Origin of the sequence: Rhodococcus sp. NPDC077669 (assembly GCF_040686915.1) — a bacterium.
GTDB classification, from domain to species: domain Bacteria; phylum Actinomycetota; class Actinomycetes; order Mycobacteriales; family Mycobacteriaceae; genus Rhodococcoides; species Rhodococcoides fascians.
In genome coordinates, this window is the sequence record NZ_JBFBMD010000018.1 from 13144 (window position 1) to 26683 (window position 13540).

Sequence of the window (13540 nt, forward strand, 5' to 3'; positions counted from 1 at the left end):
CGTTCGTCGACATGCAGGCCAGTCCCGAGTTCCAGGAACTCCGGCACCGCCTGCGTAGCTTCGTGTTCCCGATGGCCGGGTTCTTCCTGGTCTGGTACGTCATCTACGTGCTGCTCAGCACCTACGCCGTCGACTTCATGTCGACCAAGGTGTGGGGCAACATCAACGTCGGTCTGCTGCTCGGCCTCGGCCAGTTCGTCACCACGTTCGCCATCACCGGCATCTACGTGCGGTTCGCCAACCGTGAACTCGATCCTCGCGCCGCAGCCCTGCGCGCCGAGATGGAAGCCTCCCAGGGAGCGAAGTCGTGAATGTACTAGCCCAGGCCGCCGACACCACCGTCGGTGAACCGCTCGTCAATATCGCGATCTTCGGCGCGTTCGTCCTCATCACGATGGCCGTCGTCATTCGCGCCTCCAAGAAGAACGCGACGTCTGCGGAGTTCTTCACCGCGGGCGGCGGATTCTCCGGACCGCAGAACGGCGTCGCCATTGCCGGTGACTACCTCTCGGCCGCAAGCTTTCTCGGTATCGCCGGTGCCATCGCCGTCTACGGCTACGACGGCTTCCTGTACTCCATCGGGTTCCTCGTCGCCTGGCTCGTCGCGCTCCTGCTCGTTGCCGAATTGCTCAGGAACACCGGCAAGTTCACGATGGCGGACGTGCTGAGCTTCCGGCTCAAGCAAGGCCCGGTTCGTACCGCGGCCGCACTGTCGACGCTGACGGTGTCGCTGTTCTACCTGTTGGCTCAGATGGCAGGCGCAGGCGGACTCGTCGCACTGCTGCTCGACATCTCCGACCGCACCGGACAGTCCATCGTGATCGCCATCGTCGGTGTGCTGATGATCGCGTACGTGCTCATCGGCGGTATGAAGGGCACCACGTGGGTGCAGATCATCAAGGCCGTTCTGCTCATCGCCGGTGCCGCATTCATGACCGTGCTCGTGCTCGCCAAGTTCGGCCTGAACTTCTCCGAGCTTCTCGGCAGCGCGCAGGCGATGGTGTCGAGCTCGGCCGACCCGATCGTCGGTGCTCGTGACGTCATCGAGCCCGGTGCCCAGTACGGCGGCAGCGCCACCTCGAAGATCAACTTCCTGTCGCTCGGCATCGCACTCGTCCTCGGTACGGCAGGTCTGCCGCACGTGCTGATGCGCTTCTACACGGTGCCCACCGCCAAGGAAGCTCGTCGCAGTGTCGTGTGGGCCATCGCGCTCATCGGTGCGTTCTACCTGTTCACCCTCGTGCTCGGCTACGGCGCCGCAGCGATCGTCGGACCCGACCGCATCCTGGCCTCCGCCGGCGGTCAGAACTCCGCAGCCCCGCTGCTGGCCTTCGAGCTCGGCGGCGTCATTCTGCTCGGCGTCATCTCTGCGGTCGCCTTCGCGACCATCCTCGCCGTCGTCGCCGGATTGACGATCACCGCGTCGGCGTCGTTCGCTCACGACATCTATGCGAGCGTCATCAAGAAGGGCAAGGTCGACGACAAGAAGCAGGTCAAGGTCTCGCGGATCACGGCCGTCGTCATCGGCATCCTGGCCATCGGCCTCGGCATCCTCGCGAACGGGCAGAACATCGCCTTCCTGGTGGCGCTGGCGTTCGCCGTCGCGGCAGCAGCGAACCTGCCGACCATCCTGTACTCGCTGTTCTGGCGTCGCTTCACCACCACGGGCGCACTGTTCAGCATGTACGGCGGCCTGATCTCGACGATCGTGCTGATCATCTTCTCCCCGGCCGTGTCGGGATCGAAGACGTCGATGATCCCCGGCTCGGACTTCGCATGGTTCCCGCTGTCCAACCCCGGCATCGTGTCGATTCCGTTGGCATTCATCCTCGGTATCGTCGGAACGCTGATCTCGAAGGACACCGAGAACACCGACAAGCAGGCCGAGATGGAGGTTCGCTCTCTCACCGGCATCGGTGCGGAGAAGGCCAGCGCCCACTGATCCACCTGTAGAACTGTTCGCGAAGTGCCCGTGTGAGCAAGGCCTCACACGGGCATTTTTCGTCCAGCGGTTACCATCCCTGCTGTGGCCAAGCTGAAGGTTTCCCTCGACGTCCCGCTGACTCCCGAGCAGACGTGGGCGCATGCGTCCGATCTGTCCGGCTACGAGCAGTGGCTCTCCATCCACGAAGCGTGGCGCGGTGAGCTGCCCGAGCAGCTGGCCGTCGGCACCACCCTGGACTCCATCGCCAGCGTGAAGGGCATGCGCAACCGCGTCTCGTGGAAGATCGAGTCCTACGATCCGCCCCGGAAGCTCGAGCTCAAGGGCAACGGTAAGGGCGGAGTGAAGATCGGTCTCGACCTGTCTGTGAAGTCCAAGGGTGACGGGTCCGAGATCACGATCGACGTCAACCTGGGCGGTGCCCCGTTGTTCGGACCCATCGGGTCCGGTGTCGCTCGCGCGCTCAAGGGCGACATCGAGAACTCGCTGAAGACGTTCGTCAAGATCTACGCCTGACGGTGTAGGAGTGGAGATACATGCCCGGTAGGCACAGTGCGCCGTCGTCCGCGACGGGCAACAGAGGGTTCGCCAAGTACGTCGTCGTTGCCGTCGTCCTGCTTCTGATCGTCGCAGGCGGAGTGTTCGTGGCGCAGAAGGTCTTCGGCAGCGACTGCGGTGACCCGCCGAACTACACGTTGGCTGCCGACCCCGCGATCGCGCCGGTACTGCAGAAGATCGTCGACGACTCCGCGCCCGAGGATCTCGGTTGTGCCGAGGTGGCGGTGACGGCGATGGAGTCGGGTCAGGTGTCGGCCGCAGTGGCCAAAGGCGACGACGTTCCCTCGCTCTGGATTCCCGATTCGTCGCTGTGGGTCGGCAAGACAGTGCGATCGACCGCCTCGCTGATCGACCTGGCGAGCCAGTCGGTGGCGAGCACCCCGGCCGTCCTCGCAACCCGCAAGGACGAGGTTCCGTTCTTCGACACGTGGCTCACCGCACTGAAGCTCGAAGGTTTGCGCATCGGTAATCCGTTGGCCAACACCATCTCCGACGCGGCGATCCTCGGGGCGGTAGCCGAGGCGGGTGGAGACGAGAAGGCCCTCGATGCGGTGTCCACGGCGCTCGTGCCGATCGCTCAGGCTCAGGCCGCCACCCGAGGCGAAGCCGATCCCACCACCCGGTTGGACGATCTGGTGGCCGACGGCGGCGTGGCCGTGGTGTCCGAGCAGACCATGTTGCAGTACCGAAACGACACCGGTGCCGAACTCGGTGCGACGGTGCCGCCGACGGGCAGCATCTTTCTGAACTTCCCGCTGGCCGTCACCGAGCCTGCAGGCGAGCGGCACGACAGCGCGAAGTCGGTCGGCACCGCACTGGCCGCGGTCATCGAATCCGATCGAGGTCGGGAGATGTTGTCCGAGGCCGGTTTTCGGTCGGAAGACGACGCGCCCCTCGATTCGGATCGTGGTATCGGTGCCGTCGAGAGTCTGGCGATCGGCGACCAGCAGGCTGCCGAATCGGTGCTGCGTCAATATCAGGTGCTGGCGCTCCCGTCGCGAACGCTCGTGATGGAAGACGTGTCCGGCTCGATGAACTACAGCGCCGGGGCGAACACCCGGATCGCGATGACGGTGCAGGCCAGCGAGACCGGGAATCGACTGTTTCCAGACAACGCGTCGATGGGATTGTGGGCCTTCTCCATCGGACTCGGCGGCGGCGATCAGGATTACCGTGAGCTGGCTCCGATCCGGCGGATGGACGAGAAGGTCGGCAACACGACCCAGCGGGAAGTGCTGCTGCAGCAGACTCGCACCCTTCCGTCCCTGGTCGGTGGTGGAACCGGACTGTACGACACCACGTTGGCCGCGTTCCGCACCGTGCAGCAGGGCTACGACCCCGACGCGGTGAACAGTGTCATCATCCTCACCGACGGTGCCAACGAGGACCCGAACAGCATCTCGCTAGACGAGCTGCTGGCCACACTGCGTACCGAACAGGACCCGTCTCGTCCGGTCGTCATCGTCACCATCGGTATCACCGACGACGCCGATGCGGGTGTGCTGCAACAAATTTCTGCTGCCACCGGGGGCACCAGCTTCGTAGCGCGAAACCCCGCCGAAATACCGAACGTCTTCGTCAATGCACTGAGAAGCCGTTCCGGTCGCTGACGGGAGCGGCTATGCTGTGCGCCGCGTGCTCTCCGTCACGTGGGGTAGTGCGGAGAAGTCCCGCAACACAGTCGTGTCGGGGGTATAAGTAGGGGAGTCAGCGATGTCAGGACGTCACAGCGGCAGTAGTCGCAGGTTCAGTCCTGTCGTGACCTGGGGTGCGGCCGCGCTGGCAGTAGTCGTGGTCGCGGCCGGAGGCTGGTTCGGCGTCCAGGCCGTACGCGCAGCGGGTTCGGACTCGTGCGATTCGCTGGACACGGTCTCGCTCGCGGTGGACACCTCGATCGCCGAACCGGTGCAGCAGATCCTGGCCCAGGCGGGCGAGGTGGACCGCGGCTGCGTCGACTTCGAGGTGCGGGCCGAGCGCCCCACCGACACGGCGACCGAGATCGCAGGTACCGACGAGAACCGCCCCGACCTGTGGATCCCGGACTCGACGTTGTGGCTGCTCAAGACTTTGCGTTCGACCGGAGCCCTGCCCGAACTCGCCAAGACGTCGGTGGCGAACACACTGCCCGTGCTGGTGTCGGCCTCCGATACCGCCCCGGTGACCGACACCTGGCTCAGCGTGCTGCAGATGCCGGGCCAACGCATCGGCGATCCGCTCACCAGTAGTGCGTCCAACGCTGCGATCCTCGGTGCGCTGGCCGAGTCCGAGGTCGCGATCTCCGACGCCAAAGCCGTGTCTGCCGCTCTGGTGCCCATGGCACAGGACTTCGGCCGGATAGCCGACACGCCCCACGACACCCCGGACCTCGTCGCCCAGGTGGCGACCGAGGGCGGAACCAGCGTCGCCACCGAACAGGCCGTGCTGGCCTACGAGGCAGCGAACCCCGGATCGTCGCTCACCGAGTCGGTGCCGTCGACGGGCAGCTACTTCCTCAACTACCCCCTCGCCGTCACGGCTCCGGCCGGGTCGGAGTACGACCGCGTCAAGGCCGCCGGGGCCGCGTTGGCGTCGGTGCTGGCCTCGCAGTCGGCGACGGACACACTCGTTGCAGCCGGCTTCCGAACGTCGAGTGGAACCCCCTTGGCCGACGGCAGAGGCGTCGGCTCGGTCGCCGCGTTGGAAATCAAGAATCCGCTGTCGATCGAGACGACGCTGCGCGACTGGGCGGTGCTCGCGTTGCCGCTCCGGACCCTCGTCGTCGAGGACGTATCGGGTTCGATGGCGGCGAAATCCGGCGACTCCACCCGCATCGCGTTGACCGTCGATGCGTCGCTCGGTGCCAACGATCTGTTCAGCGACCAGACGCAGATGGGGCTGTGGGCCTTCTCCATCGGACTCGGTGGTGGAAAGCAGGATTACCGAGAACTGGTGCCGCTCGGCCCGGTGAGCAACACGTTCGACGGTAAGCCGCAGCGTCAGGCCATTCTCGATGCAGTCCGTGGGCTACCGGCTCTGGTCGGAGGCGGGACCGGACTTTACGACACGACGCTGGCGGCGTTCCGACGTGTCAAGGAGGGCTACGACCCCGATTACGTCAACAGCGTCATCATCCTCACCGACGGCGCGAACGAGGACAACGGCAGCATTTCTCTGGATCAGCTTCTCGCTGCCCTGCAGAAGGAGCAGGATCCGGTGCGTCCCATCGTGATCATCACGGTCGGTGTCACCAGTGATGCCGATCCGGTTGCGCTGCAGCAGATCTCCGCGGCCACCGGTGGTACGAGCTATGTCGCGGAGGATCCCCGCGATATCCCGGACGTGTTCGTCAAGGCGTTGAACTCGCGCACCGAGCGTCTCGCGGGGGAGTAGCTCACCGCAGCAGGAAGCTGATCGTGATCGCGGCCGCGCAGGCCAGCGTCACCACCACCAGTGTCGCCGCGTCCGAGCCCTTGAAACGTGCCTCGGTGGCGGTGATCATGCCGGTGCCCCCGCGTGCGGTGATGGCCTCACCCATTTCGTCCGCGCGCCTGATGGCCACCGACATCACCGTGGTCACGATGTCGACCAGCGAATTGTCCGACGCACTGTTGACCACGGGTTTCGGTCGCAGCCGCCGGGCGGCGTTGAGGGTGCGCATCTCCTCGATGAGCAGCGGAAGCGACCGCAGGCTGAGCGCCACGGCGATCGCCCACTCGTCCACCGGCAGCTTCAGCTTCTTCAGCGGTGCACCGAGTTTCGACACCGCCGGAGCGATGTCGCTCATCGACGTCGTCCACCCGATCATCATCGATGCGCCCAGCAGAACGAACACGAACAGCGTGGCACGGAAGTACAGCAGAACCGCTGCGCCGCCGATGGGCAGATTGATCAGTGCTCCGACGCCGAAGAGCGCCCAGATCCACCACGGTGGCCGAGGTAGAGCCGTGATCGGAATGTGGGCGATGACAGCCGCGACGACCAGCAGCGCGAACACGATGCCGAGGGCAGGCCACGTCGGAGCCACGACGAGGGTGATGCTGAGCAGCAACACCACGATGAGCTTGGTGCCCGCCCACAGTCGATGAATGGGTGAGAACCGCGGAACCTGGCGCAGTACGACGGTCGTCACGAATGCACGCTCCCATGAATCGAATCGGAGACGATATGGCCGTCGGCCATCGTGATGGTTCGACTGCAGACGGCGTCCATACCGTCCACGTCGTGCGAGATGACCACGATCGACACGCCGCGCTCACGCAGGCCGGCGAGGACGCCGATGATGTCGTCGCGCCCGGGCGGGTCCAGTCCGGCCAGCGGCTCGTCGAGCACCAAGATGCGGGGTCGACGAGCGATCAGACCGGCCAGCACCACGCGTCGCATCTGCCCGCCGCTGAGCGAGTCGACGTCGCGTGCGGCCAGTGACCGGTCGAGGCCGACGGCATCCATCGCGGCCGACACTGTGGCAGAACCGGTTTCGGGCCCCGAGGCCGCGGCGATGTCCTCGGAGACGGTGCGCCGCTGCAACTGCAGGCGCGAATGCTGAAAGGCCAGCCCGACGTCGCCGACTCGCGACGTCATCGCCTTGCCGTCGAGCTGCGCGACGCCGGTGGTGGGCCCGGTCAGGCCGGCCATGATCCACGCCAAAGTCGACTTGCCCGAACCGTTTCCGCCGAGAACGAGAACTCCCTCGCCTCGCTTGACGGTGATGTCGACGCCGTTCAACGCCGATTGTGCCCACGGGGTGCGCCTGTTGTAGACGTGCCGCACGTCGCGTAGTTCGAGCAGGCGCGGGCTCGAATTGTCGTGCAGGACAGCAGTGTTGCCGGTCCTGGTCTGCATCCACAGAGTGTCGTGCTCCACCTGCATGCCTTCGTGCAGGTGTACGACGCGATCAGCGGCAACAGTTTCCGAGACATGATGGGTGACGAGTACGACCGACATCCCGTGCCGACGGGGCAGTGCCGCGAGTAGTGAGACCAGATGTTCCCGGCCCGAGGCGTCGATCATGGCGGTTGCCTCGTCGGCGATCAGCAGAGCGGGACGCCGAGCCAGGGCCGCGGCGACGGCAAGTCGCTGCATCTCGCCGCCGGAAAGCGAGGCCGTGTCGCGAGCACCCATGCCGCTCAACCCCACCTCGTCGAGCAGGGCGTCGACGTCGGGGCGAGAGTCGCCGGGTGGCAGTCCCCATACGACGTCGTCGGCGACGCGGGTGCCGAGGATCTGGCTTTCGGGTCGCTGCAACACCACTGCGGTGCCGCCGTACCGTCCGAGTCCGGTGGAGCCGGGACGAGTCACCGACCCCTCGGAGGGTTCGCGGCCTGCGAGAATTCGCGTCAGCGTGGATTTGCCGGATCCGTTGTGGCCGACGATCGCGACGAATTCGCCCGGTTCGATGTGCAGGTCGATGCCGCTCAACGCTGCCGATCTGCTACCGGGATACCGGTAGCCCACGGCGGTCAGGGTGACGGGCAGTGGCGCGATCTCGTCGTCGATGCCCGAGACGAACGGCTCCGGTGTGGGGATGGCCGAGAGGCGATCGAGGATGGCGGTGAGGATCAGCCACGCGAACAGAGTTCCGGTGACGATGCCGAATGCGATGGACCCGCCGACCCACCACCACCAGTTGTCGAGTACCGCTGTGCTGCTGCTGCGAATGACATCGGGGATGGCCTGCGGGGCGGATACGCGCTCGAACAGTCGGGAGATGCCTTCGATGGTGTTGCGGAGCGTCTCGAGAAACAGCTGCCGTAGCGGGACGAGGATCAGCAGCAACAGCACCGCGAGGGCTCCGAGTGCCGGTCCGACGATTGCCGACGTGACGAGCACGCCGAACAGGCCTTGTTTCCGGCGCTTCGCCCGGCCGACCAGACCGCCCAGCAATGCCGCACTGGCCACGGTGAGCGCCGTCTGAGTGCCGGCCGCGACGAATCCTACGAGTATGCCCGCCACCGCTGAGGTGACCAATGCTCGCGTGCGATAGCGCAGGGCCACCACCGACATGGGAATAGCGGCGACAACCTGCAGAATCGCTGCCATCGGCACCAGCACGCCGATCACCGTCAGCGCGACGGTGAAGCTGCTCATAACCGCAGCGGTCGCCAATTCTTGCGGACCGAGGGGCCCGGACTCGGGACGGTGGGCAGCGCTGACGGTCACCGCTCCAGTGTGCCAGCTCGACTGAGGCACACTGTCTGCGTGACTTCCGAGATCGCGACCCGCAGGCGACTTCATCCGGCATGGATCGTCGCCGCGGTGGCCTTCCTCGCTCTCGTCGGTGCGGCGGGGTTCCGGGCCGCACCGAGCGTGTTGATGGTGCCGCTGCAGGAAGAGTTCGGTTGGCCGCGGTCGATGCTGTCGCTGGCGGTGGGCGTCAACCTGGTGCTGTTCGGTCTGACGGCACCGTTCGCCGCGGCGTTGATGGAGCGTTTCGGGATCCGAGCTGTGACGTCGACGGCGTTGGTCGTCGTGGCCGCGGGCAGCGCTCTGAGTGTGTTCGTGACCCAGGCGTGGCAGTTGGTGTTGACGTGGGGCGTCATGATCGGGTTGGGCACCGGGTCGATGGCTCTGGTGTTCGCGGCGGTGGTGACGAATAGATGGTTCGTGCAGCGTCGCGGGCTCGTCTCGGGCGTGTTGACCGCGGGCAGCGCGACGGGGCAGTTGATCTTTCTGCCGTTGATCGCTCAGCTGGTCGACCGATCCGGTTGGCGCGCAGCGTCGTTCCTCATCGCCGGGGGCTCGCTGATCGTGGTGCCGTTCGTGTTGCGGTGGCTGCGCAACATGCCGACCGATGTCGGCGTGACTCCGTACGGCGCACCCGCCGACTACGTCCCGCCGGCGGCGGTGTCGACCGTGAACCCGGCGCGCGCAGCGGTACAGGCTCTACGCGACGCGAGCCGAGTACGAACCTTCTGGGCGTTGGTGCTCGGATTCGCGATCTGTGGCGCAACGACCAACGGGCTCATCGGAACTCACTTCATACCGTCGGCGCACGACCACGGAATGCACGAAACCACCGCAGCGGGTCTGCTGGCGGTGGTGGGAACCTTCGACATCGTCGGGACGATCGCATCGGGTTGGCTGACCGATCGAGTGAATCCGCGGTATCTGTTGGCAGCCTATTACGGCTTTCGCGGAATCTCGCTGTTGTTTCTGCCGTGGTTGCTGTCGGCGACCATCCAACCGTCGATCGTCATCTTCGTGGTCATCTACGGATTGGATTGGGTGGCAACGGTTCCGCCCACGATTGCACTGTGCCGAGAGGTGTTCGGCGACAAGGGTTCTCTGGTGTTCGGGTGGGTGTTCGCTTCACACCAGATCGGAGCGGGTATCGCGTCCGTCGTCGCGGGCATCGTGCGTGACGCCACCGGCGCATACACGATGGCGTGGTTCGGTGCGGCCAGCCTGTGCGCGGTCGCGGCCGTCGTGAGCATCAGAACAGGAAAGCCCTCGTAGCGAGGGCTTTCCTGTTTCCGAACTTCGGGTCAGCGGCTGCGCTGGCTCGTGGCCGGGCCTGCTGCGCGACGGCTGTGGCCGCCGCCACCGGAACGCGGCTGTCCACCGCTGCGCGGCTGTCCACCACTGCGCGGCTGACCACCCGAGCGGGCCGGGCCGCCGCGTCGCGCGTTGTTGTTGCGCGGGGCTCCGGTGCGTGCCGGTGCCGGCTCTGCCTTCGGTGCAGGCTCGACGTAACGGGCCTGCTCGCCGACGAGGTTTGCCACTGCAGGCGAGTCGGCGGTGACGCGGATCGGGGTGACCTTGATGTCGGCCTTGCGCAGCAGCACTGCGGTGTCCTTGCGCTGCTCGGGCAGAACCACGGTCACGACGTCGCCTGCGCTTCCGGCGCGCGCGGTGCGGCCGGAGCGGTGCAGGTACGCCTTGTGCTCTGCTGGGGGATCGACGTGGACGACCAGCTGAACGTCGTCGACGTGGACGCCGCGGGCTGCGACGTCGGTGGCGACGAGCACGCGGGCCTGGCCGGAGGAGAAGGCCGCGAGGTTGCGGTCACGTGCGGCCTGCGAGAGGTTGCCGTGCAGGTCGACGGACGGGATTCCGGCGTCGGTGAGCTGCTTGGCGAGCTTGCGGGCCTGGTGCTTGGTGCGCATGAACAGGATGCGGCGTCCGGTGCCGGAGGCGAGCTGGTGAACCAGCTTCTTCTTGGCTTCGACGCCGTCGACCTCGAACACGCTGTGAGTCATGGCCTCGACGTGTGAAGTGGCCTCGTCGACGGAGTGCGTGATCTGGTTGTGCAGGAAGCGCTTGACCAGTTTGTCGACACCGTTGTCCAGGGTCGCCGAGAACAGCATGCGCTGACCCTTGTCGGGGGTGGCGGCGAGGATCCGGGTGACGACGGGCAGGAACCCGAGGTCGGCCATGTGGTCTGCCTCGTCGAGGACGGTGATCTGTACGCCGTCGAGAGTCAGGTGGCGCTGCTTCATGAGGTCTTCGAGGCGTCCGGGGCAGGCGACGACGATGTCGACACCCGACTTGAGTGCGGAGACCTGGCGAACCTGCGAGACACCACCGAAGATCGTCGTGACCTTCAACGAGTATGCGGCGGCGAGGGGTTCGATCGCGACGGCGATCTGGGTGGCGAGCTCACGCGTCGGCGCAAGGATCAGGCCGCGCGGGCGGCCGGGCTTGCGGTTGCCGGGGAGTTGGCCGGCGAGACGCGCGACCATGGGGATGGAGAATGCGAGTGTCTTTCCGCTGCCGGTCTTTCCGCGTCCGAGTACGTCGCGTCCCTGCAGTGTGTCGGGGAGCGTGTCGGCCTGGATGGGGAAGGCCTCGGTCTTGCCCTGGCTCGCGAGTACGTCTGCGATGGCCTGGGGTACTCCGAGTGCAGCAAAAGTCTGTGGGGTCGTCATTGTGATGAAAAGTGCCTTTCGGGCAGGGTGTTGCACCTGCGGGCCTTCGGGCCGAGATGCAAGGTGGCGAGACTGCCGGTGGGCAGTTTCGATCGCCGTAAGAGAAGCCTGTGCGGGGTGCACATGGTGATTCGGGAGCATTCCACGACGTCTGACGTGCAGTTACGCGCGTCGATACCGAGTGTAACCGAGTGCGGACCCGATCTCTTCCCGCGGTCGACGGTCACGCGGCGTCGGAGCCGAACAGTCCGTCGATGTAGACGTTCTCCGCCGGGGAGCTGTAGAGCTCGACCACCGGCATCGGCGGCGCGCTCGAATCGTACGTGTGCCCGGTGGGTGAGATGAGCCTGTAGCGATGTCGCGCGTTCCGTTTGTCTCGTAGTGCTTCGGCCGTCCAGCCGTCGCCTTCTTTCGCGTAATTGCATGCGGCACACAGGCCTGCGCCGTTTTCGGCGCTGGTCGCTCCGCCCGCCGTGTGCGCGATGATGTGGTCGTGGTGCCGGATGGGCGCGTCGCACCACGGGGTGCGGCACGTGCGATCGCGGAGATCGATAAGGCGTCCCAATGCGGTGGGAAATGCGCGGGATGTGGATTCGACGGCTGTCAGTGCGCCGGTTTTCGGGTGGGCATAGAGGCGACGTAATGCGACGCGCGTCTCATTGCCCTGTGCGTCGTCGAGTGCGTCGCGCACGAGTTGGCGTGCGACGTCCGATGGGATGTCGCCGTAGCCGTGCAGATATGCGGACGTGTCGCCACCGGCGAGCAGGGTCGAATCCGAGATGACGATGTCGACGGTGACCGGTGGACCCTGAGCGGCCGATGCGCCGGTGACTCGCTCGAACACCAGGTCGGCCATGATCTGGTCGCGGCTGCGTGTGTCGCCACCTGCGTTGATGACGGTGTCGGCGTCGCGCCGCAGGGTCGCCCACATGCAGACGGTCTTCTCCATCGAGGTGAGCGCGGTGAAGAATCCCATCGATTCGGGTGCGGGGCGCGTACTGACTCGGCGTGCTGCGTATGCCTTTGCGCGTCGCTTGACCTGGGAGGCGGCGTCCAGTTCGTTGGCGAGTGCGCGGGCGCGACCTTCGATGGTGCGATCTCCTGCACCGGCGAGGTTGGCGGGGTCTGCGCACAGGAGTTCGTCGATGGTCCGGCGATCCTCGACGGTGAGGCATGCTGTTTCGCGGGCGAGAATCATGACGCGCCACTCGTTGAGTTCGCCGGCTTTCAGGCGGGCCAGGGTGTGTGGCATTTCGTGAACGAGCGCACGAGCAAGCCCGAGGTGAGTGCCGCCGCGGTTGGGTGACTCTCGTCGAGCCAGGCCGATCTGCGACGCAATTCCTGTGCGCCACTGCGCTTTCGGTTTGCCACGTTCACGACGTTCGGTGCTGATCACGGTTGCAACGGCATCGGTCACCACGGCTTGGGTTGCCACACTGACGCATTTGACGGTTTCGAGAGCAGAGATGAGATCGATGCCTGCTGCTGCGTCGACAGCGATGTCGGACGCCTGAAGACGCGCAACGAACCTCAACACCTCAGCGGATGTGAGCGGTGATTCCTGTACAGCTGTGACCACGAGTTCCTCCCCAGTACTCGAATGCATGTTCGATATTAGACGTGTTTCCTCGGTCTGGCAAGGGTTGGCCGGATGGCTGTCGAGGGAGCAAACGGCATCGGTGGAAACGCTCCCGACTACCGACGGCGACGTTTCCGGCCCCACTCGACAAGGCGAACAGGACAACGATATGACGACGATGCAATCGCTCGACCAGCGTGAACACGCGGAACCAAAGCTCAAGGGCTTCAGGGCTTCAGGGCTATTGGCTATGCGCGGGTCTCGACCAGCGCCCAGGAGAAGGGGCATGGCCTCGGCGCACAGTCGGACGCGATGCGAAAACACTGCCAAGCCAACGAGCTCCAGTTACTCACTGTCACATACGATGTGATGAGCAGTGGGAGCGTGCCCAAGCTCTTCGGGCGACACACGGCCATCGCAGCAATTGAGTCTGGTTTCGCGGACGGCCTGCTGGTCAGGGCGCTCGATCGCGCCGCGTGGACCAGCTCGATGCTACTTCAATCGCCAAGCGCGCCAATACGAATGGCTGGACGTTGCTTGACTGCAACGGGGCTAAGTCCAGCGATGCGAGCCAGCGCCTGCTCTTCGACATTCGAGTAGCGATGGCGGCTGACGTCT

At 65.6% G+C, this 13540-nt stretch carries 11 protein-coding genes; 7 read left to right on the forward strand and 4 right to left on the reverse strand.

The genetic code is table 11. The features are described from left to right. Positions 1-11: 11 nt before the first annotated feature. The 5 genes from AB0P23_RS18610 to AB0P23_RS18630 all read left to right on the forward strand — a co-directional run bounded on the left by AB0P23_RS18610 (position 12) and on the right by AB0P23_RS18630 (position 5869). Entirely contained in the window at positions 12-311 is a 300-nt protein-coding gene (locus AB0P23_RS18610; protein WP_032373139.1) for a DUF485 domain-containing protein, read from the forward strand. Further along, positions 308-1942, forward strand: a complete 1635-nt coding sequence (locus AB0P23_RS18615) for a cation acetate symporter (protein WP_032373078.1) — start codon at positions 308-310, stop codon at positions 1940-1942. Before AB0P23_RS18610 ends, AB0P23_RS18615 begins: the two co-directional genes overlap by 4 nt. Before the next feature lie 84 nt (positions 1943-2026). Next, the gene (locus AB0P23_RS18620) at positions 2027-2458 is read left to right on the forward strand and encodes an SRPBCC family protein (protein WP_027495972.1); all 432 of its coding nucleotides are present in this window, start codon (positions 2027-2029) and stop codon (positions 2456-2458) included. A gap of 20 nt (positions 2459-2478) precedes the next feature. Then, positions 2479-4110 carry a VWA domain-containing protein gene (locus AB0P23_RS18625; RefSeq protein ID WP_283550431.1) on the forward strand — a complete coding sequence of 544 codons (1632 nt, stop codon included), beginning with the start codon at positions 2479-2481 and terminating at the stop codon, positions 4108-4110. 148 nt (positions 4111-4258) lie between these two features. Beyond that, positions 4259-5869, forward strand: a complete 1611-nt coding sequence (locus AB0P23_RS18630) for a VWA domain-containing protein (RefSeq protein ID WP_283550432.1) — start codon at positions 4259-4261, stop codon at positions 5867-5869. Between the two features lies 1 nt (position 5870). Here AB0P23_RS18630 and AB0P23_RS18635 read toward each other — a convergent pair whose 3' ends face one another. Together AB0P23_RS18635 and AB0P23_RS18640 are read right to left on the reverse strand one after the other, a co-directional pair. Further along, the gene (locus tag AB0P23_RS18635; protein WP_032388623.1) at positions 5871-6608 is read right to left on the reverse strand and encodes an energy-coupling factor transporter transmembrane protein EcfT; all 738 of its coding nucleotides are present in this window, start codon (positions 6606-6608) and stop codon (positions 5871-5873) included. Further along, positions 6605-8635 (reverse strand): DUF2232 domain-containing protein, encoded by a 2031-nt coding sequence (locus tag AB0P23_RS18640; protein WP_230593408.1) that lies wholly within the window; start codon positions 8633-8635, stop codon positions 6605-6607. The genes AB0P23_RS18635 and AB0P23_RS18640 overlap by 4 nt, the downstream gene beginning before the upstream one ends. Positions 8636-8674: 39 nt before the next feature. On the opposite strand from AB0P23_RS18640, the gene AB0P23_RS18645 reads away from it, so the two are divergent. After that, positions 8675-9931, forward strand: coding sequence for an MFS transporter (locus tag AB0P23_RS18645; RefSeq protein ID WP_283542364.1), 1257 nt, complete (start codon positions 8675-8677; stop codon positions 9929-9931). A gap of 29 nt (positions 9932-9960) precedes the next feature. On the opposite strand, the gene AB0P23_RS18650 is transcribed toward AB0P23_RS18645, so the two are convergent. Both AB0P23_RS18650 and AB0P23_RS18655 read right to left on the reverse strand, forming a co-directional pair. Further along, a complete protein-coding gene (locus AB0P23_RS18650) occupies positions 9961-11343 on the reverse strand; it encodes a DEAD/DEAH box helicase (RefSeq protein WP_027495978.1) in 1383 nt (460 codons plus the stop codon). A gap of 223 nt (positions 11344-11566) precedes the next feature. Next, positions 11567-12922, reverse strand: coding sequence for an HNH endonuclease (locus AB0P23_RS18655; protein ID WP_363798747.1), 1356 nt, complete (start codon positions 12920-12922; stop codon positions 11567-11569). 243 nt (positions 12923-13165) lie between these two features. On the opposite strand from AB0P23_RS18655, the gene AB0P23_RS18660 reads away from it, so the two are divergent. After that, positions 13166-13522: a recombinase family protein gene (locus AB0P23_RS18660; RefSeq protein WP_363798797.1), complete on the forward strand. Its 357-nt coding sequence runs from the start codon at positions 13166-13168 to the stop codon at positions 13520-13522. Positions 13523-13540: the final 18 nt, after the last annotated feature.